Genomic DNA, 21,311 nt, shown 5'->3' with positions numbered 1-21,311 from the left:
ATTTTATCGATTGCTTTTTATATTGGCCTTGGTGCTCTATTTCTCAGTTTTTTATTCCCAAAAAATTTGAGACAGGAGGTATCATTCTACGGTCATTTGATTCGGGATATTCTATTTGTCGTTTGTACCTTCCTCTTATGGTAACAAATAGAATCCTCTCAGCAATTGTGCTATAATTAGATAAAAATTTTAGGAGACATATCAATGAACTTTTTTAAAGATTTTCGTAAACGACTCGCTTGGTTTGGGATTTTGTTAGTAGCTATCTTTCTCTCTCAAATCCCGATGCAAACTCTAGCTCTACTAGCACTAAGTCAGATCGATCCTATCTGGTCAACACTTATCGTAGCTCTTATTTCGATTCTTGTCATCGCCATCTTTTTGTTCGGTGCCCATAAGAGCAAGTTGCTGGTATTTAAACCTAAACTCTTAGCGATTAATGATGTCCCTCGTATTGTTTTGAGTTATTTGACAATCTTTGTTGGAAATCTTGTAGGTGGCATCTGGCTACAACTCATAAAACAAACAACAACTTCTAATCAGCAAGTAATTAACAACCTTATTTCTGAAAGCTCTCTGATTAGCAGTTTCTTCCTCATCGTTTTAATCGCACCTATTTGTGAAGAAATTATTTGTCGCGGGATTATTCCTACCAAACTCTTCCAAGGCTACGAAAAGTTTGGCTATGTCATTGGTTGGTTGATTTTCCTCCTTGCGCACAGACCTTCTAATCTCCCTTCCTTCTTGATTTATGGCTGGATGTCTGCCGTCCTCACTTGGACTGCTTATCGTACACGACGTTTGGAAATGTCTATCTCGGTCCATATGCTACTTAATAGTATCAGCTTCATCTTACTGGCACTCTTCACAATTTTTATGAAGAATTTCGGTATCTAATACCCAACTATCCATTCCCTTAGACTAGAATGTTTCGTTCCAGTCTAAGGGATTTTTTTATTTCAACAAACTTTTCACCTCAAAAAATCCACCTTTTTCTACTATCTCAAAAATTTTTTTAAAAAATTTTAAAAATATTTTTATGCATAAATTTTATAGAATATAAAAATAAGTTAACTTAACATGTATATTTGTGAATATTCTTATAAAAAAATGTAAGAAATCCTTTAAAATAGCCATTTTAAAGCCTTTTAGGCCTTATCATATCCCTTGTAATGCATATTAATTTGTGATACTATTAGCTTGTAAGCGATACCAATATCATTTGGTACACACGAGAAAAAAAGGAGGATCCACATGTCTTCACATCCAATTCATGTTTTCTCAGAAATTGGGAAACTGAAAAAAGTTATGTTGCACCGTCCGGGTCAAGAATTAGAAAACTTGATGCCAGATCACCTTGAGAGGTTGCTCTTTGATGACATCCCATTTTTAGCAGATGCCCAAAGTGAACACGACGCCTTTGCTCAAGCACTCCGTGACGAAGGAATCGAAGTGCTCTATCTTGAACAGTTAGCTGCTGAATCATTAACTTCTCCAGAAATACGCGACCAGTTCATCGAAGAATATCTCAACGAAGCAAATATTCGTGGTCGACAAACTAAAAATGCCATCCGAAAACTGCTTCATGATATTGACGACAATCTTGAACTGATCAAGAAAACAATGGCAGGTGTTCAAAAAGTTGAATTGCCTGACATCCCTGAAGAAGGCAAAGGATTAACTGACTTGGTTGAATCTGACTATCCATTTGCCATCGATCCAATGCCAAACCTTTACTTCACCCGCGACCCATTTGCGACTATCGGGAATGCAGTATCACTTAATCACATGTACGCCGATACACGCAATCGCGAAACACTTTATGGTAAGTACATCTTCAAGCATCACCCAATTTATGGTGGCAAAGTAGAGCTCATCTATAACCGTGAAGAAACTACTCGGATTGAAGGTGGAGATGAACTTGTTCTTTCAAAAGATGTCCTAGCAGTTGGGATCTCTCAACGGACTGATGCCGCTTCTATCGAAAAACTTTTGGTTAATATCTTCAAAAAGAAGGTTGGCTTCAAGAAAGTTTTGGCTTTTGAATTTTCAAACAGCCGTAAGTTCATGCACTTGGATACTGTCTTCACCATGGTAGACTATGACAAATTTACAATCCACCCAGAAATCCAAGGCAATCTTCGCGTCTATTCCGTCACTTACGAAAATGAAGAACTCAAGATTGTTGAAGAAAAAGGAGATTTGGCAGAGCTCCTTGCTCAAAACCTTGGTTTAGAAAAAGTTACACTCATTCCTTGTGGTGATGGGAATATCGTTGCAGCTGCTCGTGAACAATGGAATGATGGCTCTAACACACTCGCTATCGCACCAGGTGTCGTAGTCGTTTATGAACGCAACACTGTGACCAATAAGAAACTTGAAGAACATGGACTTCGTCTCATTAAGATTCGCGGCAGGGAGTTGGTACGCGGTCGTGGTGGACCTCGTTGTATGTCAATGCCGTTTGAACGCGAAGACATTTAAATTCTTCCTATTTCTGCCTAGCATCTGCTAGCAGAATCATGCTTGTTAGAAAAGGATATATAGAATGATACATTCAGTATTTCAAGGAAGAAGTTTTCTAGCTGAAAAAGATTTTACCCGTGCAGAGCTCGAATATTTGATTGGACTTTCAGCTCACTTGAAGGATCTTAAAAAACGAAACATCGAACACCGCTATCTAGCTGGTAAAAATATTGCTCTTTTATTCGAAAAAACTTCTACCCGTACACGCGCAGCCTTCACAACTGCTGCAATCGATCTTGGTGCACATCCAGAATACCTGGGGGCCAACGATATTCAACTAGGTAAAAAAGAAACTACGGAAGATACCGCAAAAGTTTTGGGACGTATGTTTGATGGTATTGAATTCCGTGGTTTTAGTCAAGATATGGTTGAAGAATTAGCTGAATTCTCTGGTGTTCCTGTTTGGAATGGCTTGACGGATAAATGGCACCCAACTCAAATGCTTGCAGACTACTTGACAGTACTAGAAAATTTCGGACATCTTGAAGGTTTGACATTGGTTTACTGTGGTGACGGTCGTAACAATGTTGCCAATAGCCTTCTAGTAACAGGAGCAATCCTTGGTGTGAACGTTCATGTCTTTTCACCAAAAGAACTCTTCCCAGATCAAGCAGTTGTTGCACTGGCTGAGGGATATGCCAAAGAAAGTGGGGCTCACATTCTCATCACAGAAGATGCTGATCAAGCTGTAAAAGGGGCTGATGTCCTTTACACTGATGTTTGGGTATCTATGGGTGAAGAAGATAAATTCGCAGAACGCGTAGCTATGCTTAAACCTTACCAAGTCAATATGGACCTCGTTAAGAAAGCAAATAATGAAAACTTGATCTTCCTACACTGCTTACCAGCCTTTCATGATACGAACACAATCTACGGCAGACAAGTAGCTGAGAAATTTGGCGTAAAAGAAATGGAAGTAACTGATGAGGTCTTCCATAGCAAATATGCTCGTCAGTTTGATCAAGCAGAAAATCGTATGCACACCATCAAAGCCGTTATGGCTGCTACACTAGGAAATCTCTACATTCCTAAAGTGTGATACCGACTATAAGAAACAGCTTAGGGGCTGAGACTAGTGTTTTAGTCCAGTCCCTTTTTGTAGTAGTTACGAGCTCTGAGTTGGAATTCCCCAATAGTCACCATTCAAGAAAAAACCTCATAACAAGTAACTGCCTTCCAGTTATTCGCATTTCGAAATTCCAACTCAACTCGTCCCTACAAAGTCTTTCTTCTCAACTTCCAAATCCAAGCCTTTAACCAAAATTGGCTTTTGTTCATCCAAAAGAAAGGAGCGCTCATGTCTCATCGTAAAATCGTTGTCGCTCTTGGAGGAAATGCCATTCTTTCCACAGATCCATCTGCTCAAGCTCAAGAAGCTGCTCTGGCAGAAACAGCACGCCATCTCGTAAAACTCATCCAAAATGGTGATGAATTGATTATCACCCATGGCAATGGACCGCAAGTTGGTAACCTTCTCCTCCAACACCTAGCAGCCAATTCCGAAAAAAATCCTGCCTTTCCTCTCGATTCACTTGTTGCTATGACTGAGGGTAGCATCGGTTTTTGGCTCCAGAATGCTCTGGAAAATGCTTTACAGGATATTCATCTTGATAAAACTGTCGTTTCTGTTGTCACACAAGTTGTCGTGGACAAGAATGATCCTGCCTTTCTCAATCCAAGTAAACCCATTGGTCCATTCTACTCAGAAGAAGATGCCAAAGTAGAAAGTGAACGAACTGGAGCTACCTTTAAAGAGGATTCAGGTCGTGGTTGGCGTAAAGTCGTTGCTTCGCCAAAACCTATTCACATCAAAGAAATCGATAGTATCCGAGCATTGCTAAACGCAGGTCAAGTTGTCATCGCAGCAGGCGGTGGAGGTATTCCTGTAATTAAAAATGAAAACGGTTACTTCTCAGGGGTAGAAGCTGTCATCGATAAGGATTTTGCATCGCAATGCTTGGCAGAGCTAGTCGAAGCAGATCTCTTCATCATTTTAACTGGCGTAGATTATGCTTATGTCAACTATAACAAACCAAATCAAGAAAAATTGGAGCAGGTAACTGTTAGCCAAGTCCAAGAATACATCCAAGAGGGGCAATTTGCTCCTGGTAGTATGCTACCAAAAATCCAAGCTGCCATTGATTTTGTAACCAATCGTCCAGCAGGAAAAGCCGTCATCACTTCCCTCGGCAATTTGGGAGCCTTGATTGAATCTGATAGCGGAACAATCATCGTGAAAGAATAATAGTTTAGTCATACCTTTCAAGAAAGTTTAGTCAGCACTCTTGCCACATCATTCGTTTTTATACTGTGTGACATAGTTTAGGAGGAAAAACAAATGAGTGAAAATAAAAAAAGGTTTCAAATGCCCTCATCATACACTGTTTTGATCATCATCATTGCCATTATGGCATTTTTGACCTGGGTCATTCCTGCAGGTAAGTATGATACCAATGAAGCAGGTAACCTCATCGCAGGTACCTATCAAACTGTTGACTCAAATCCTCAAGGGATTTACGATGTCCTCATGGCACCAATTCGTGCCATGCTCGGTCACGAACCAACTAGCGCAGCAATCGACGTTGCATTCTTTATCCTTATGGTCGGAGGTTTCCTTGGCGTCGTAAACGCTACTGGTACACTCGATGTAGGGATTGCCTCCATCGTAAAAAAATACAAGGGCCGCGAAAAAATGTTGATTCTCATCCTCATGCCCCTCTTCGCACTTGGAGGAACTACTTATGGTATGGGGGAAGAAACCATGGCCTTCTACCCCCTTCTTATTCCTGTAATGATGGCAGTTGGTTTTGACAGTATCACTGCCGTAGGCATCATCTTACTAGGTTCTCAAGTTGGTTGTTTGGCATCTACATTGAATCCATTTGCTACTGTTATTGCCTCTGATACTGCGGGAATCTCTTCTATGGATGGGGTTATTCTCCGTGTTATCTTCTGGTTTGTAATGACAGGTATCAGCACTTACTTTGTCTATCGTTATGCAGAAAAGATTCAAAAAGATCCGACTAAATCACTCGTTTACGCTCAACGCGAAGAAGATATTAAACACTTTAATGTTTCAGAAAACGATGATGCACCATCTACCTTGAGCAAGAAACAAAAACATGTCCTCGCTTTATTTGTATTAACCTTTATCATTATGATTGCAAGTTTCATCCCTTGGGTTGATTTGCATGTTACTGTATTTGAAGACTTCAAGAATTGGTTAATCGGTCTTCCTGTAATTGGAGGAGTTATCGGTTCAGATGCTCTATCATTTGGTAGCTGGTACTTCCCAGAAGGCGCTATGCTCTTTGCCGTTATGGGGATTTTGATCGGTGTTGTCTATGGTCTCAAAGAAAGCAAGATTGTCTCAACCTTCCTAACTGGTGCTGCAGATTTGCTTTCAGTAGCCTTGATTTGTGCGGTTGCTCGTGGTATCCAAGTTATCATGAACGATGGTATGATTACTGCAACCATCCTACACTGGGGTGAAGTTGGCCTTCAAGGTCTTTCTCCTCAAATCTTCATCGTATTGACCTATATCTTCTACCTACCTATGTCCTTCCTCATTCCTTCTTCATCTGGTCTTGCTAGTGCAACTATGGGTATCATGGCTCCCCTTGGAGAGTTCGTCAATGTTAAAGCAAGCCTGATCGTCACTGCCTACCAATCTGCATCTGGTGTCCTTAACCTTGTAACTCCTACTTCAGGTATTGTTATGGGTGCTCTTGCTCTTGGTCGTGTCAGCCTTGGAACTTGGTGGAAATTTGTCGGAAAACTTGTCATCGTCATTGTCGTTGCAAGTATTCTACTTCTTATCTTAGGTACCTTTGTGCCATTCTTATAATAAAGAGGGAAATACGGATGAAATCCTATATTACAGAATCAATCAAAGAGGATTTTCTTCAAAGTTTGAAAACAATCATCTCTTATCCTTCTGTTCTCAATGAAGGTGAAAATGGCACTCCCTTTGGTCAAGCAATTCAAGATGTCCTGAAAAAAACGCTGGACTTATGTCAAGAACTTGGTTTTAAAACCTACCTTGATCCTCAAGGATATTATGGGTATGCAGAAGTTGGTGAGGGGGATCTCCTTGCCATCCTCTGCCACCTAGATGTAGTTCCTGCAGGCGATTTGACAGACTGGGAAACTCCTCCATTTGAAGCTAGTATCAGAGATGGGCGGATTTATGGTCGGGGAGCCCAGGATGATAAAGGGCCATCTCTTGCAGCCCTTTACGCAGTCAAAAGCCTGCTTGACCAAGGAATTCAATTCAAAAAACGGGTTCGGTTCATATTTGGTACTGATGAAGAAACCCTTTGGCGTTGTATGGCAAGATATAATGCCATTGAAGAACAAGCCAGCATGGGATTTGCTCCTGACTCATCATTCCCATTAACCTATGCAGAAAAAGGGCTCCTTCAGGTCAAACTTCATGGACCTGGATCAGAACAACTGGCCTTAGATGTAGGTGGAGCCTTTAATGTAGTTCCTGATAAGGCAACCTATCAAGGACCACTTATGGATCAGATCCAGGCAGGCCTAATAGCTGCTGGCTACGATTATCAACAAAATGACCAGAACCTTACTGTTCTAGGAGTATCTAAGCATGCCAAGGATGCTAGCCAAGGGATTAATGCAGTCATTCGATTAGCCACCGTGCTTGATTCCATTCAATCCCATCCTGCACTTACATTTCTTGCCAAAAAAGTTGGTCAAGATGGTCAAGGAAAAGGAATCTTTGGTGATATCAGCGACCAGCCTTCTGGACATTTATCCTTTAATGTAGCTGCCTTAACCATTACTCCCGAAAGTTCTGAAATTCGAATTGATATTCGAATCCCAGTCCTTGCAGACAAGGATGCCCTGGTTAATCAGCTGATAGAGTGCGCAAAAGCTTACCAACTTAGCTACCATGAATTTGACTACCTAGCACCACTTTACGTTGCAAGAGATAGCACACTCGTCACTACTCTCATGCAGGTTTATCAAGAAAAAACTGGTGACAATAGTCCCGCTCTATCATCTGGCGGTGCAACCTTTGCACGTACGATGCCAAACTGTGTCGCTTTTGGTGCCCTCTTCCCAGGAAGAGAGCAAACAGAACACCAAGCAAATGAATATGCTATCTTAGATGATCTCTATCATGCTATGGATATCTATGCTGAAGCTGTTTACCGATTAGCGACCTAAAAGACCTCCTAAACTCCGTCCCAAATCGGGACGGAGTTTTAAGAAAATTCTAAATAGCGAGCTACAACAAAAGCCAAGGAAGGGATTTTCTTGGCTTTTTGCAATAGTTTTAAGGCAAGTTACCAACTCAGGCACTCTTTTTTCATTAGGACACGAAAACGCGAAAACGATTATTTTTCGCCGATGAGTTAGTAAGGTGGTTAGGTCATACACTATCTAATCGTTACGACGTAAAGTTTTACGAATCGATAATATTCGTAAAACTTTACTAGTAGAGCGCCTAGCCAAGTCCCATAGAAACTTGGCGTTAGTTACTTAGATTGTTATACAATCAAGTAACTTTGGCGATCTACATCTTTTCTTCCAACTCTACGTCTGGATACTTGTCCGCAAACCAGCGGAGGGCAAAGTCGTTTTCAAAGAGGAAGACAGGTTGGTCAAAGCGGTCTTTGGCCAAGATATTTCGGCTTGATGACATCCGTTCATCTAAGTCCTCAGGCTTGATCCAACGAACGGTTTTTTTACCCATTGGGCTCATGACCACTTCCGCATTGTACTCGCCTTCCATACGGTGTTTAAAGACTTCAAACTGGAGTTGACCAACAGCACCTAGCATGTACTCGCCTGTTTGGTAATTCTTATAAAGCTGGACGGCTCCTTCTTGTACCAACTGTTCCATTCCCTTGTGGAAGGATTTTTGTTTCATAACGTTCTTAGCAGAAACTTTCATGAAAATTTCAGGTGTAAAGGTTGGCAGAGGTTCAAATTCAAATTTATTTTTTCCAACTGTCAAGGTATCCCCAACCTGATAAGTACCGGTATCGTAAACTCCAATAATATCACCTGCCACGGCATTGGTCACATTCTCACGACTTTCCGCCATAAACTGAGTGACATTAGACAGTTTAGCTCCCTTACCAGTACGAGGCAGATTAACACTCATCCCACGCTCAAATTCACCTGACACGATACGGACAAAGGCAATACGGTCACGGTGACGAGGGTCCATGTTGGCTTGGATTTTAAAGACAAATCCTGAGAAATCCTTGTCGTAAGGATCCACAATTTCGCCATCTGTTTTCTTATGCCCATGTGGTTCTGGAGCAAACTTGAGGAAGGTTTCAAGGAAGGTCTGCACACCAAAGTTTGTCAGGGCTGAACCGAAGAAGACAGGCGTCAATTCTCCAGCAAGGATTGCTTCCTCTGAAAACTCATTCCCAGCTTCATTTAAAAGCTCAATATCGTCTTTGACTTGCTCATAGAAAGGATTGCTTCCAAAAAGCTTGTCTCCATCTTCTAGGCTAGCAAAACGCTCATCCCCCTTGTAAAGTTCCAAGCGTTGATTATATAGGTCATAGAGTCCTTCAAAGGCTTTCCCCATCCCGATTGGCCAGTTCATCGGATAGCTCGCAATGCCCAAGACTTCTTCTAATTCTTGCAAGAGGTCCAGTGGCTCACGACCGTCACGGTCTAGCTTGTTCATAAAGGTAAAGACTGGAATGCCACGGTGTTTCACGACCTCAAACAATTTCTTGGTTTGAGCCTCGATACCCTTGGCAGAGTCCACGACCATAACAGCAGCATCCACCGCCATCAAGGTACGATAGGTGTCTTCTGAGAAGTCCTCGTGCCCTGGTGTGTCTAGGATATTCACGCGCTTGCCGTCGTAGTCAAATTGCATAACAGATGAAGTAACGGAAATCCCACGCTGCTTCTCGATATCCATCCAGTCAGACTTGGCAAAAGTCCCAGTTTTCTTTCCTTTTACGGTACCAGCCTCACGAATCTCGCCCCCAAAGTAGAGCAACTGCTCAGTAATGGTTGTTTTCCCCGCGTCCGGGTGAGAGATGATGGCAAAGGTACGACGTTTCTTAATTTCTTCTTGAATATTCATAAGTTCTCTTTCTTTGATTCTCTATTTTTCTTGTTTCAATAACTAAGAATGATTTCTACATTGGATTTTACCATTCCTTTCAACACTCCATTATATCGGATTTTAGCATTTTTTTCAATTTCTATTTTATGTTAGACTATACTTAGACTATACTTGAATAAAAGCTATTCCTTGTAGTCAAATATATCGAAAACCGTGACAATTCTAGCAAAAATGATATAATAAAAGAAAAAGGAGAAGCACTCATGTTCAAGGAATTTGGTGTAACTAATTTAGAAGTGACAAAAGATGATATTTACAAGAATCCAAGCAACCCTATTTTACGCATGTATGATGACGATGAATTAATTGGAACCTTTAGTATTCTAACTGGAGAAGTATTAGAAAATTTGGACTTGGCAGACTATGACATTCGTTTTGCTCAAAAGCAAATTGAGTTAAATCGCGATAACTACCTTGAAACATGGAAGGACTACGTGGGACTACTACATGCCTAAATATTCTTTCCTAATACTCTTCAAAAATCAAATTCAAACCACGTCAGCGTCGGCTTGTCGTACTCAAGTACTGCCTGTGCCTAGCTTTCTAGTTTTCTCTTTGATTTTTATTGAGTATAAAAGTATGGTATTGAAATTCGTCCTAACGAACATAACCATAAAGGTCAAAAAGCGCATATTCACTTTTATATCCACGGAGAAGAAGTGGGTTCAATGTTTCTGAACGGTGAACTGAGAGATGGTAAAGCAAAAGCAAAAGACCTAAAAATGATAAGGCAATATGTCTTAGAAAATGCAGTTGAACTTCAGGCTTTATGGAATGAATATCAAAAGAGTGCATATTAAAATCAAAGAATCTTAGTTTGCTAATGTACAATAAACAAAAACTATCTAGCAATTTTTAAAATAAATGTTACAATGAATATAGAAAAAGATGTTACAACAACACCCCACAGAGCCGTTTAAGACGGTGGCTGTAATTACATAACTAAAAAATAGCTCGTTAACTTGCCAAAGTTAGGACGGCTATTTTTTTGTCTATTTAAAAAACTATTTCTTGACTTACCAGATGTCTTTTTCAGCTTTACCTCCCTTATTTATAGGAAAATATGGTAAAATAGAACAGACTAAAAATCATCATTTCACGAAAGGATGCAAGATGAAAATTACGCAAGAAGAGGTAACACACGTTGCCAATCTTTCAAAATTAAGATTCTCTGAAGAAGAAACTGCTGCCTTTGCAACTACCTTGTCCAAGATTGTAGACATGGTTGAATTGCTGGGCGAAGTTGACACAACTGGTGTTGCACCTACTACAACCATGGCTGACCGCAAGACTATACTCCGCCCTGATGTGGCCGAAGAAGGAACAGACCGTGATCGCTTGTTTAAAAACGTACCTGAAAAAGACAACTACTATATCAAGGTACCAGCTATCCTAGACGATGGAGGAGATGCCTAATGACTTTCAACAATAAAACCATTGAAGACTTGCACAATCTCCTTGTCTCTAAGGAAATTTCTGCAACTGAATTGACCCAAGCTACGCTTGAAGATATCAAGTCTCGCGAAACAGCTATTAACGCTTTTGTTACCATCGCTGAGGAGCAAGCCCTTGCTCAAGCTAAAGCTATTGATGAAGCTGGAATCGATGCTGATAATGTCCTTTCAGGAATTCCACTTGCAGTTAAAGATAATATCTCTACAGACGGTATTCTCACAACTGCTGCCTCAAAAATGCTCTACAACTACGAGCCAATCTTTGATGCGACTGCTGTTACCAATGCAAAGGCTAAAGGCATGATTGTCGTAGGGAAAACCAATATGGACGAGTTTGCCATGGGTGGTTCAGGTGAGACTTCTCACTACGGAGCAACTAAAAACGCTTGGGACCACAGCAAGGTGCCTGGTGGTTCATCAAGTGGTTCTGCCGCAGCTGTAGCTTCTGGACAAGTCCGCTTGTCACTTGGTTCTGATACGGGTGGTTCTATCCGCCAACCTGCTGCCTTCAACGGGATCGTTGGTCTCAAACCAACCTACGGAACAGTTTCACGTTTCGGTCTCATTGCCTTTGGTAGCTCTCTAGACCAAATCGGACCTTTCGCGCCGACCGTTAAGGAAAATGCCCTCTTGCTCAACGCTATTGCTAGCGAAGATGCTAAAGACTCTACTTCTGCTCCTGTCCACATTGCCGACTTTACTTCAAAAATCGGTCAAGACATCAAGGGTATGAAAATCGCTTTGCCTAAGGAATACCTTGGTGAAGGGATTGCCCCAGAGGTTAAGGAAACTATTCTAAATGCTGCTAAGCACTTTGAAAAACTTGGCGCTATCGTTGAAGAAGTCAGCCTCCCTCACTCTAAATATGGTGTGGCAGTATACTACATTATCGCTTCATCTGAAGCTTCATCAAACTTGCAACGCTTTGACGGTATTCGTTATGGCTACCGTGCAGAGGATGCGACAAACCTTGATGAAATCTATGTAAATAGCCGTAGCCAAGGATTCGGTGAAGAGGTTAAACGCCGTATCATGCTAGGTACTTTCAGCCTTTCATCAGGTTACTACGATGCCTACTACAAGAAAGCTGGTCAGGTTCGTACCCTTATCATTCAAGATTTCGAAAAAGTCTTCGCGGATTACGACTTGATTTTGGGTCCAACTGCTCCAAGCGTTGCCTATGACTTAGATTCTCTCAACCACGACCCAGTTGCCATGTACTTGGCTGACCTTTTGACCATCCCAGTCAACTTGGCTGGTCTCCCAGGAATTTCGATTCCTGCTGGATTCTCTCAAGGTCTACCTGTCGGTCTACAATTGATTGGTCCTAAGTATTCTGAGGAAACCATTTACCAAGCTGCTGCTGCTTTTGAAGCAACAACAGACTACCATAAACAACAACCCGTGATTTTTGGAGGTGACAATTAATGAACTTTGAAACAGTCATTGGACTTGAAGTCCACGTAGAGCTCAACACCAATTCAAAAATCTTCTCACCTACTTCTGCCCACTTTGGAAATGACCAAAATGCCAACACTAACGTGATTGACTGGTCTTTCCCAGGAGTTCTGCCAGTTCTCAATAAAGGTGTTGTTGATGCCGGTATCAAGGCTGCTCTTGCCCTCAATATGGACATCCACAAAAAGATGCACTTTGACCGCAAGAACTACTTCTATCCTGACAATCCTAAAGCCTACCAAATTTCTCAGTTTGATGAGCCAATCGGTTATAACGGCTGGATTGAAGTCGAGTTAGAAGACGGTACAACTAAGAAAATCGGTATCGAACGCGCTCACCTAGAAGAAGATGCTGGTAAAAACACCCACGGTACAGATGGCTACTCTTATGTTGACCTCAACCGACAAGGGGTTCCATTGATTGAGATTGTCTCTGAAGCAGACATGCGTTCTCCAGAAGAAGCCTATGCTTATCTAACCGCCCTCAAGGAAGTTATCCAATACGCTGGCATTTCTGACGTTAAGATGGAAGAAGGTTCCATGCGTGTGGATGCCAACATCTCCCTTCGTCCTTACGGTCAAGAGAAATTCGGTACCAAAACAGAGTTGAAGAACCTCAACTCCTTCTCAAATGTTCGCAAGGGTCTTGAATACGAAGTCCAACGTCAAGCTGAAATCCTTCGTTCAGGTGGTCAAATCCGCCAAGAAACCCGCCGTTACGATGAAGCTAACAAAGCAACCATCCTCATGCGTGTCAAGGAAGGTGCTGCAGACTACCGCTACTTCCCAGAACCCGACCTACCACTCTTTGAAATCTCAGACGAGTGGATTGAGGAAATGCGTACAGAGTTACCAGAGTTTCCAAAAGAACGCCGTGCTCGCTATGTGGCTGACCTTGGTTTGTCAGACTACGATGCTAGCCAGTTGACTGCAAACAAAGTCACTTCTGACTTCTTTGAAAAAGCTGTTGCCCTCGGTGGCGATGCTAAACAAGTCTCTAACTGGCTCCAAGGTGAAGTCGCTCAATTCTTGAACGCCGAAGGTAAGACACTGGAACAAATCGAATTGACACCAGAAAACTTGGTAGAAATGATTGCCATCATCGAAGACGGCACTATCTCTTCTAAGATTGCTAAGAAAGTCTTTGTCCACCTAGCTAAAAATGGTGGTGGCGCTCGTGAATACGTGGAAAAAGCAGGTATGGTCCAAATCTCAGATCCAGCTGTCTTGATTCCAATTATCCACCAAGTCTTTGCAGATAACGAAGCCGCCGTTGCTGACTTCAAGTCAGGCAAACGTAACGCAGACAAGGCCTTTACAGGATTCCTCATGAAAGCAACCAAAGGCCAAGCCAACCCACAAGTTGCCCTTAAACTTCTTGCCCAAGAATTGGCGAAGTTGAAAGAAGATTAATATGTAAAAGAAACCAGCCCTGAGGTTGGTTTTTCTTGACAAATATAAAGAAAGCGTTTACAATATTACATGTAAAGTTTCCTAAAAGGAAAACTAAAAATCGCAACAATAAGGAGTTATTCATATGGCTACAATGAAAGCAGCTCGCTGGCATGCAGCAAAAGATGTTCGTATTCAAGAAGTAGAAGTCCCTGAGGTACTTCCGCACCAAGTAAAAGTTGCTGTTAAATTCACAGGAATTTGTGGTACTGACCTCCACGAATTTTTAGATGGCCCTATCTTCATCCCAACAGAAGAACATGTCTATTCTGGTCAAAAAGCACCAGTAACACTGGGACATGAATTTTCTGGTGAAATTGTAGAAGTCGGAAGCGATGTTACTCGTGTTAAAATTGGTGATCGTGTTGCTGTAGAACCGATTCTAGCTAAGAATAACTTAGTTGGTAATTATAATTTGGATCCAAACCTTAATTTTGTTGGTTTAGCTGCAGACGGTGGATTTGCCAAATATTGTGTTTTAGACGGTGACTTAGTACATGTCATTCCAGATAGCTTAAGCTATGAGCAAGCTGCTCTCACTGAGCCAGCTGCTGTTGCAGTTTATGCAGTTCGTCAATCAGCACTAAAAACTGGTGATACTGCTGCTGTCTTTGGCTTAGGTCCGATTGGTCTCTTAATTGTAGAAGCCCTTCGTGCAGCGGGTGCTTCTAAGATTTATGCTGTTGAACTATCACCTGAACGTCAAGCAAAAGCTGAAGAGTTAGGAGCTATCGTTGTCCGTTCGGAAGAGGGTGAAACAGCTGTTGAAGCTATTCATCGTTTAACAAACGGTGGTGTAGATGTTTCTTATGAAGTAACGGGTGTGCCAGTAGTTTTAGGGCAAGCTCTAGCCGCAGTACATAAGGCAGGTGAGTGTATGGTTGTCTCTATCTGGGAACGAGAAGCAAATATTAATCCGAATGAATTTGCAATCCAAGAAAAGACACTAAAAGGAATCATTGCTTATCGTCATATCTTCCCTAAAGTATTAGAATTGATGGAACAAGGCTACTTCTCTGCTGAAAAATTAGTTACTAAGAAAATTAAATTGGAAAATATCGTCGAAGAAGGCTTTATCGAATTAACTCAAGATAAGTCACAAATTAAAATTTTGGTAGAACCATAATAAAAATCAATCTTTTTAAGACAATACTAACAGGTCGGAGTAAGCTTACTTCGGCCTTTTGAAATCTAATACTCTTCGAAAATCTCTTCAAACCACGTCAGCGTCACATTACTGTATATATGGTTACTGACTTCGTCAGTTCTATCCACAACCTCAAAACAGTGTTTTGAGCAGCCTGCGGCTTGCTTCCTAGTTTGCTCTTTGATTTCCATTGAGTATGAGAAGAAATATAGTGGATACTATTTAACATTAACCACTCCACCTGACTAGGCAATATTCTTTTTCTCCCCCACCATCTCCCATTAACTATTTTGGCTTTATTTCCAGAAGATTTTATGGTAAAATGAAGAGTAATAATATTTATAAAAGAGGTAAAAACATGATTGAAGCAAGTAAACTAAAGGCTGGTATGACCTTTGAAACAGCAGAAGGAAAATTGATCCGCGTTTTGGAAGCTAGCCACCACAAACCAGGTAAAGGAAACACTATCATGCGTATGAAATTGCGTGATGTCCGTACTGGTTCAACATTTGAAACAAGCTACCGCCCAGAAGAAAAATTTGAGCAAGCTATTATCGAAACAGTTCCAGCTCAATACTTGTACAAAATGGACGACACAGCTTACTTCATGAATACAGAAACTTATGACCAATACGAAATTCCTGTTGTAAATGTTGAAAACGAATTGCTTTACATCCTTGAAAACTCAGATGTAAAAATCCAATTCTACGGAACTGAAGTAATCGGTGTGACTGTACCAACTACTGTTGAATTGACAGTTGCTGAAACACAACCATCTATCAAAGGTGCTACTGTTACAGGTTCTGGTAAACCAGCAACAATGGAAACTGGTCTTGTCGTGAACGTTCCAGACTTCATCGAAGCAGGACAAAAATTGATTATCAACACTGCAGAAGGAACTTACGTTTCTCGCGCCTAATCTCTAGAAACTAGAAAGAGGTCATTCTATGGGAATTGAAGAACAACTTGGCGAAATCGTCATCGCCCCACGTGTACTTGAAAAAATTATTGCTATCGCAACTGCGAAAGTTGAAGGCGTACACTCTTTTTCAAACAAATCAGTATCTGACACCCTTTCAAAACTTTCTCTTGGTCGTGGCGTATATCTAAAAGAAGCAAACGATGAGCTCACAGCTGATATCTACCTCTACCTAGAGTACGGTGTCAAAGTTCCTAAGGTTGCTATGGCTATCCAGAAAGCTGTTAAGGATGCTGTCCGCAATATGGCTGATGTTGAAATCACTGCCGTCAACATTCACGTTGCTGGTATCGTTCCAGATAAAACACCAAAACCAGAATTGAAAGACTTATTCGACGAGGACTTCCTCAATGACTAGTCCATTATTAGAATCTAGACGTGAACTACGTAAGTGTGCTTTCCAAGCCTTGATGAGTCTTGAATTTGGTTCAGATCTAGAAACTGCTTGTCGCTTCGCCTACACACATGATCGCGAAGATACAGACGTACAACTTCCTAACTTCCTTGTAGAGCTCGTTTCTGGTGTCCAAGCTAAAAAGGATGATCTGGATAAACAAATCACTCAACATTTGAAAACTGGTTGGACCATCGATCGTCTGACTTTAGTGGAAAAAACTCTTCTACGCCTAGGAGTTTTTGAAATTACTTCATTTGACACTCCTCAACTCGTAGCTGTTAACGAAGCCATTGAGCTTGCTAAAAGCTTTTCAGATCAAAAGTCAGCCCGTTTCATCAATGGACTCCTCAGTCAATTTGTGACAGAAGAAGATTAAATAATATAGAAAAAGTGTTTGACTCAGATCAAACACTTTTCTTATTACTACTATCTTAAAAAACGATAATAGATAAAATTATAAACAAAAATCCAGATGGGCTTTGCATAAGTGAGAAAGTTGAAAAAACTATGGCATAGGATTGTAATTTTCAGGTTCTTTGTCCAACGGTAGACAAGGGCATAGAAGAAACCGCCTAAACTATAAATGATGAAACTGATAGGATCTCGGTGAGTTAGGATCAAATGACTAAGTCCAAAGATAAGAGCAGATAGGATAACATCCAGATAGTACTTGGACTGGGGGAAAAAGTTATTCATAAAGTACCCCCTATGAATCAGTTCCTCCAATATAGGTCCGACGACTACTGTTAAACTAAAACTGAGAACAGTTGATAGAAAAGTTGGTTGCCCATTGGAATATAGAATCGAAAGAAGGTCTTGAAAGATATACTTGTTATCAATTAAGTAATGAAACTGTAACTGAAAAGCATCCACCAATTGACGATCAAAATAAGTAGCCACTAGAGCGACTAGAAGATAAAAATTTGTCGACCATTTCCAAGACTCATTTTCAACGATATAGAGCATCTTTTTCTTTTTCAACCAGTAGATAAATGACAGTAAAAGAGCTATTACTTCTACTGTTAAAAAGATAGAATAGCCATCTATCCCCCATCCTAAAAACTTAGTCAGATGCATAATCCCTAACTCTGGTAGATAAACCGATAAAAATACCAGTAAGATGAAGACTCCCAAATGCCCTAGTTTTTTCATACTCACTCCTAAAAAATTACCTTGATGGAGGGAAAGAATAACAACCCCCTATTCAGTTTATCAGTTATATACTGACCAAGCACAACATAAAATCTATAAAAACTTAGTCTATTCTCTGCAGCACTTATAGATTATCATTCCTTATTATATAATATACATCTTTTTTTAATGACTCTCAGTTCTATTTCCTCAACTGTCAATTCTTAATCCTGACATGTCTTTTTTATAGCAGCCAAAAAGAGGCTGGGACAAAAGTCCTGGCCTCTCAATTGTCTTTGGATTGTCGAGCAAGACGCAGTGGTTGAGTGGGCTCTACTACGCTGATTTCATCAGCTTTTACAGCCCTACTCAACTGTGCGGAGGTGGGACGACGAAATCGAATTCTAACGAATTACCGATTTCTGTCCCACTCTCTTTCTTTTTAGTATTTTCTAAAGCGTTGATAACGTTCTTCAATGAGTTGATCTAGCGGAAGTTTACCAAGTACATCGAGTTCTGCTTGGAGTTGTTCCTTCACTTGCTTGATTAAATCTTTGCTTGAAAGACCAACTTCAGAAATGACCTTATCTACAACTTGCATATCCAACAACTCATACGAAGTGATTTTCATCAACTCAGCTGCTTCCATGGCACGCGTGCCATCTTTCCATAAGATAGAAGCAAATCCTTCAGGACTCAGTACGGCATAGATGGAATTTTCAAGCATCCAAACACGGTCAGCTACTGCTAGAGCTAGAGCTCCACCAGAGCCACCTTCTCCGATAATAATCGCAATGATGGGCACTTTTAGGTCGCTCATTTCAAAGAGATTTCTAGCAATTGCTTCACCTTGACCCCGTTCTTCTGCTCCTACACCAGGATAGGCTCCCGCAGTATTGATAAAGGTAACAACTGGACGACCAAACTTTTCTGCTTGCTTCATCAAACGAAGGGCCTTGCGATAGCCTTCTGGATGGGGTTGTCCAAAGTTACGGTTAAGATTATCTTGTAAACTTTTACCTTTTTGGATTCCAACTACAGTTACTGCTTGGTCTCCCAACCATCCGATACCACCAACCACAGCACCATCATCTCTGAAAGAGCGATCCCCATGTAGCTCCACAAAGTCATCAAAAATTCCTGTTGCGAAGTCCAAGGCAGTTAAGCGGGTTTGTTCACGTGCTTCTCTGACGATTTTCGCTATATTCATCAACAATCCCCCTTATGCAACCTTACTAATCGAGCAATCATATCTGGCAATTCTCGCCGTTTTACAATTGCATCTACAAAGCCATGCTCTAGAAGAAACTCTGCCTTCTGGAAATCCTCTGGTAAGTCTTCCCTTACCGTATTTTCAATTACACGGCGTCCAGCAAAACCAACAAGACTTTGAGGTTCCGCTAAGATGATATCCCCTTCCATAGCGAAGGAAGCTGTTACTCCTCCAGTTGTTGGATCCGTAAGGATTGTCAGATAAAAGAGACCTGCATTAGAATGGCGTTTAACTGCAGCAGAGATTTTAGCCATCTGCATCAAACTCATGATTCCTTCTTGCATACGGGCACCACCAGAAGCCGTAAACAAGACGACTGGCAATTTCTCATCTGTGGCAAATTCGAATAAGCGAGTAGTTTTTTCACCAACAACTGTCCCCATTGATGCCATGATAAAGTTTGAATCCATGATGCCAAGGGCAACCTTCTCTCCCTTAATCAAAGCTGTTCCTGTTACAACAGCCTCATCAAGACCTGTCTTTTCACGCATCAAAGTCAATTTTTTACGATAGCCTGGAAAATTCAAAGGATCCTGAGTCTCAATTCCTTTAAACATTTCCAAAAACGTACCCATATCAATGGTTAAAGCTAAACGCTCTTGAGCTGAAATACGGAAGGTATAGCCACAGTGAGGGCATATCCGCTCGCTCCCCAAGTCCTTTTGGTAAATCGTGTATTTGCAACCTGGACATTGGGAGAAGAGCTCATCTGGAACCTCTGGCTTGATCTGAGGTTGATTTACAGTCGAACGATTGGGATTGATTCGAATATATTTATCTTTTTTACTAAATAGAGCCATACATCCCCCTTTTCAGTCTTATACTATTTTTATACTCAATGAAAATCAAAGAGCAAACTAGGAAGCTAGCCGCAGGTTGCTCAAAACACTGTTTTGAGGTTGTGGATAGAACTGACGAAGTCAGTTACCTATATCTACGGCAAGGCGAAGCTGACGCGGTTTGAAGAGATTTTCGAAGAGTATTACATTATTCTTTTTCTTGATAGTGTGGTAAGAAAGTTTCCATCAAGAATGAAGTATCGTAGTCCCCTGCTATCACTCGACGATCTGAAATCAAATCGAGTTGGAAATCAGCATTGGTGACAACCCCTTCAATTTCGAGTTCATATAGAGCTCTTTGCATTTTCATAAGAGCATCAAAACGATTTTCACCATGAACAATAATCTTAGCAATCATACTATCATAGTAGGGTGGAATAGTGTAACCTGGATAAACTGCAGAATCTACACGCAAGCCAACACCACCACTTGGGAGATAAAGATTGGTAATCTTACCAGGACTTGGTGCAAAATTAAAGGCTGGGTTTTCCGCATTGATACGGCACTCAATAGCATGTCCTTTTAGAACAATGTCTTCTTGTTTCAGAGTCAAAGGTTGACCTGCCGCAATACGAATCTGTTCCTTCACAATATCCACACCAGAAACAAATTCTGTAACAGGATGCTCTACTTGAATACGAGAATTCATCTCCATAAAGTAGAATTTACCACTTGCTTCATCCAATAGAAACTCAATAGTACCAGCATTCTCGTAACCAACAGACTCCGCTGCACGAACAGCTACAGCACCAATTTCATTACGCAGTGTCTTCCCAATAGCAATCGAAGGACTTTCTTCTAAAACCTTTTGGTTGTTACGTTGGAGAGAACAATCTCGCTCACCAAGGTGAATAACATGACCCATCTGGTCAGCAAGAATCTGTACTTCAATATGTCGAGCAGGATAAATCACACGCTCTAGGTACATAGCCCCATTACCAAAGTTGGCTTTAGCTTCACTAGAGGCTGTTTCAAAGGCTAAAACAAGATCTTCTGCCTTTTCAACCTTACGAATCCCTTTACCACCACCTCCAGCTGATGCCTTAAGCATGACTGGATAACCAATCTTTTCGGCAATAGCAAGAGCCTCTTCAGCATTATAGACTTCTCCATCTGACCCTGGAATGACGGGCACATTGGCCTTAATCATTTGAGCACGGGCGTTAATTTTATCACCCATGACATCCATGACACGAGCTGACGGGCCGATAAATTTAATACCGACTTCTTCACACATGGTTGCAAATTTAGAATTTTCACTTAAAAATCCAAATCCAGGGTGAATAGCCTCAGCTTCAGTCAAGACCGCAGCTGATAGGATGGCATTGATGTTCAGATAAGATTCTGTAGCCTTGCAAGGACCGATACAGATAGCCTCATCAGCCAAAAGAGTGTGGAGAGCTTCCTTGTCAGCAGTCGAATAAACAGCAACTGTGGCAATTCCTAGCTCTCGTGCCGCACGAATAATACGAACAGCAATTTCACCACGATTGGCAATTAAAATCTTACGAAACATGGAAAACCTCC

General features: G+C 41.1%; 20 protein-coding genes. 15 read left to right on the top strand and 5 right to left on the bottom strand.

Annotation, left to right across the window (positions count from 1 at the left end; translation table 11 throughout):
- Positions 1 to 204 precede the first annotated feature (204 nt).
- From HMPREF2805_RS07770 to HMPREF2805_RS07745, 6 genes are all read left to right on the top strand, one after another.
- On the top strand, positions 205 to 897 hold the full coding sequence (locus tag HMPREF2805_RS07770) for a CPBP family intramembrane glutamic endopeptidase (protein WP_075232049.1): 693 nt from the start codon (positions 205 to 207) through the stop codon (positions 895 to 897).
- A gap of 357 nt (positions 898 to 1,254) precedes the next feature.
- Positions 1,255 to 2,484, top strand: coding sequence for an arginine deiminase (arcA, locus tag HMPREF2805_RS07765; protein WP_075232048.1), 1,230 nt, complete (start codon positions 1,255 to 1,257; stop codon positions 2,482 to 2,484).
- A gap of 67 nt (positions 2,485 to 2,551) precedes the next feature.
- Positions 2,552 to 3,565, top strand: coding sequence for an ornithine carbamoyltransferase (gene argF / locus HMPREF2805_RS07760; RefSeq protein ID WP_186822564.1), 1,014 nt, complete (start codon positions 2,552 to 2,554; stop codon positions 3,563 to 3,565).
- Positions 3,566 to 3,823: 258 nt separating this feature from the next.
- Complete coding sequence (gene arcC / locus HMPREF2805_RS07755; protein ID WP_075232046.1) at positions 3,824 to 4,771, top strand: carbamate kinase; 948 nt, start codon at positions 3,824 to 3,826, stop codon at positions 4,769 to 4,771.
- Between the two features lie 93 nt (positions 4,772 to 4,864).
- A complete protein-coding gene (locus HMPREF2805_RS07750; RefSeq protein ID WP_075232045.1) occupies positions 4,865 to 6,373 on the top strand; it encodes a YfcC family protein in 1,509 nt (502 codons plus the stop codon).
- 17 nt (positions 6,374 to 6,390) lie between these two features.
- Positions 6,391 to 7,719: a dipeptidase gene (locus HMPREF2805_RS07745; RefSeq protein WP_075232044.1), complete on the top strand. Its 1,329-nt coding sequence runs from the start codon at positions 6,391 to 6,393 to the stop codon at positions 7,717 to 7,719.
- A gap of 349 nt (positions 7,720 to 8,068) precedes the next feature.
- Here the strand turns inward: HMPREF2805_RS07745 and HMPREF2805_RS07740 are convergent, their stop codons facing one another.
- Positions 8,069 to 9,613: a peptide chain release factor 3 gene (locus HMPREF2805_RS07740; protein ID WP_075232043.1), complete on the bottom strand. Its 1,545-nt coding sequence runs from the start codon at positions 9,611 to 9,613 to the stop codon at positions 8,069 to 8,071.
- A 245-nt stretch (positions 9,614 to 9,858) separates the two neighbouring features.
- On the opposite strand from HMPREF2805_RS07740, the gene HMPREF2805_RS07735 reads away from it, so the two are divergent.
- The 9 genes from HMPREF2805_RS07735 (at position 9,859) to nusB (ending at position 16,917) form a co-directional block, all read left to right on the top strand.
- Positions 9,859 to 10,110: a hypothetical protein gene (locus HMPREF2805_RS07735; RefSeq protein WP_000471833.1), complete on the top strand. Its 252-nt coding sequence runs from the start codon at positions 9,859 to 9,861 to the stop codon at positions 10,108 to 10,110.
- A gap of 129 nt (positions 10,111 to 10,239) precedes the next feature.
- A complete protein-coding gene (locus HMPREF2805_RS07725) occupies positions 10,240 to 10,455 on the top strand; it encodes a DUF4160 domain-containing protein (RefSeq protein ID WP_075232041.1) in 216 nt (71 codons plus the stop codon).
- 313 nt (positions 10,456 to 10,768) lie between these two features.
- Positions 10,769 to 11,071 carry an Asp-tRNA(Asn)/Glu-tRNA(Gln) amidotransferase subunit GatC gene (gatC, locus tag HMPREF2805_RS07720; protein WP_075232040.1) on the top strand — a complete coding sequence of 101 codons (303 nt, stop codon included), beginning with the start codon at positions 10,769 to 10,771 and terminating at the stop codon, positions 11,069 to 11,071.
- Positions 11,071 to 12,537, top strand: coding sequence for an Asp-tRNA(Asn)/Glu-tRNA(Gln) amidotransferase subunit GatA (gene gatA, locus HMPREF2805_RS07715; protein WP_075232039.1), 1,467 nt, complete (start codon positions 11,071 to 11,073; stop codon positions 12,535 to 12,537). Before gatC ends, gatA begins: the two co-directional genes overlap by 1 nt.
- The gene (gatB, locus tag HMPREF2805_RS07710; RefSeq protein WP_061088367.1) at positions 12,537 to 13,979 is read left to right on the top strand and encodes an Asp-tRNA(Asn)/Glu-tRNA(Gln) amidotransferase subunit GatB; all 1,443 of its coding nucleotides are present in this window, start codon (positions 12,537 to 12,539) and stop codon (positions 13,977 to 13,979) included. The genes gatA and gatB overlap by 1 nt, the downstream gene beginning before the upstream one ends.
- A 124-nt stretch (positions 13,980 to 14,103) precedes the next feature.
- The gene (locus HMPREF2805_RS07705; RefSeq protein WP_075232038.1) at positions 14,104 to 15,144 is read left to right on the top strand and encodes a 2,3-butanediol dehydrogenase; all 1,041 of its coding nucleotides are present in this window, start codon (positions 14,104 to 14,106) and stop codon (positions 15,142 to 15,144) included.
- A gap of 379 nt (positions 15,145 to 15,523) precedes the next feature.
- Positions 15,524 to 16,084 carry an elongation factor P gene (gene efp, locus HMPREF2805_RS07700; protein ID WP_000568646.1) on the top strand — a complete coding sequence of 187 codons (561 nt, stop codon included), beginning with the start codon at positions 15,524 to 15,526 and terminating at the stop codon, positions 16,082 to 16,084.
- A 28-nt stretch (positions 16,085 to 16,112) separates the two neighbouring features.
- A complete protein-coding gene (locus HMPREF2805_RS07695; RefSeq protein ID WP_049548992.1) occupies positions 16,113 to 16,502 on the top strand; it encodes an Asp23/Gls24 family envelope stress response protein in 390 nt (129 codons plus the stop codon).
- Positions 16,495 to 16,917 carry a transcription antitermination factor NusB gene (gene nusB, locus HMPREF2805_RS07690; protein ID WP_049548991.1) on the top strand — a complete coding sequence of 141 codons (423 nt, stop codon included), beginning with the start codon at positions 16,495 to 16,497 and terminating at the stop codon, positions 16,915 to 16,917. Before HMPREF2805_RS07695 ends, nusB begins: the two co-directional genes overlap by 8 nt.
- A gap of 50 nt (positions 16,918 to 16,967) precedes the next feature.
- Here the strand turns inward: nusB and HMPREF2805_RS07685 are convergent, their stop codons facing one another.
- The 4 genes from HMPREF2805_RS07685 to accC form a co-directional block, all read right to left on the bottom strand.
- Complete coding sequence (locus HMPREF2805_RS07685; protein WP_075232037.1) at positions 16,968 to 17,693, bottom strand: CPBP family intramembrane glutamic endopeptidase; 726 nt, start codon at positions 17,691 to 17,693, stop codon at positions 16,968 to 16,970.
- 421 nt (positions 17,694 to 18,114) lie between these two features.
- On the bottom strand, positions 18,115 to 18,882 hold the full coding sequence (locus HMPREF2805_RS07680) for an acetyl-CoA carboxylase carboxyl transferase subunit alpha (RefSeq protein WP_075232036.1): 768 nt from the start codon (positions 18,880 to 18,882) through the stop codon (positions 18,115 to 18,117).
- Positions 18,882 to 19,745 (bottom strand): acetyl-CoA carboxylase, carboxyltransferase subunit beta, encoded by an 864-nt coding sequence (gene accD / locus HMPREF2805_RS07675; protein WP_075232035.1) that lies wholly within the window; start codon positions 19,743 to 19,745, stop codon positions 18,882 to 18,884. The genes HMPREF2805_RS07680 and accD overlap by 1 nt, the downstream gene beginning before the upstream one ends.
- Before the next feature lie 187 nt (positions 19,746 to 19,932).
- On the bottom strand, positions 19,933 to 21,300 hold the full coding sequence (gene accC, locus HMPREF2805_RS07670; protein WP_075232034.1) for an acetyl-CoA carboxylase biotin carboxylase subunit: 1,368 nt from the start codon (positions 21,298 to 21,300) through the stop codon (positions 19,933 to 19,935).
- Positions 21,301 to 21,311 lie beyond the last annotated feature (11 nt).

Source organism: Streptococcus sp. HMSC034E03 (assembly GCF_001811505.1).
GTDB lineage: Bacteria > Bacillota > Bacilli > Lactobacillales > Streptococcaceae > Streptococcus.
This window is presented reverse-complemented; position numbering and strand designations above follow the sequence as displayed.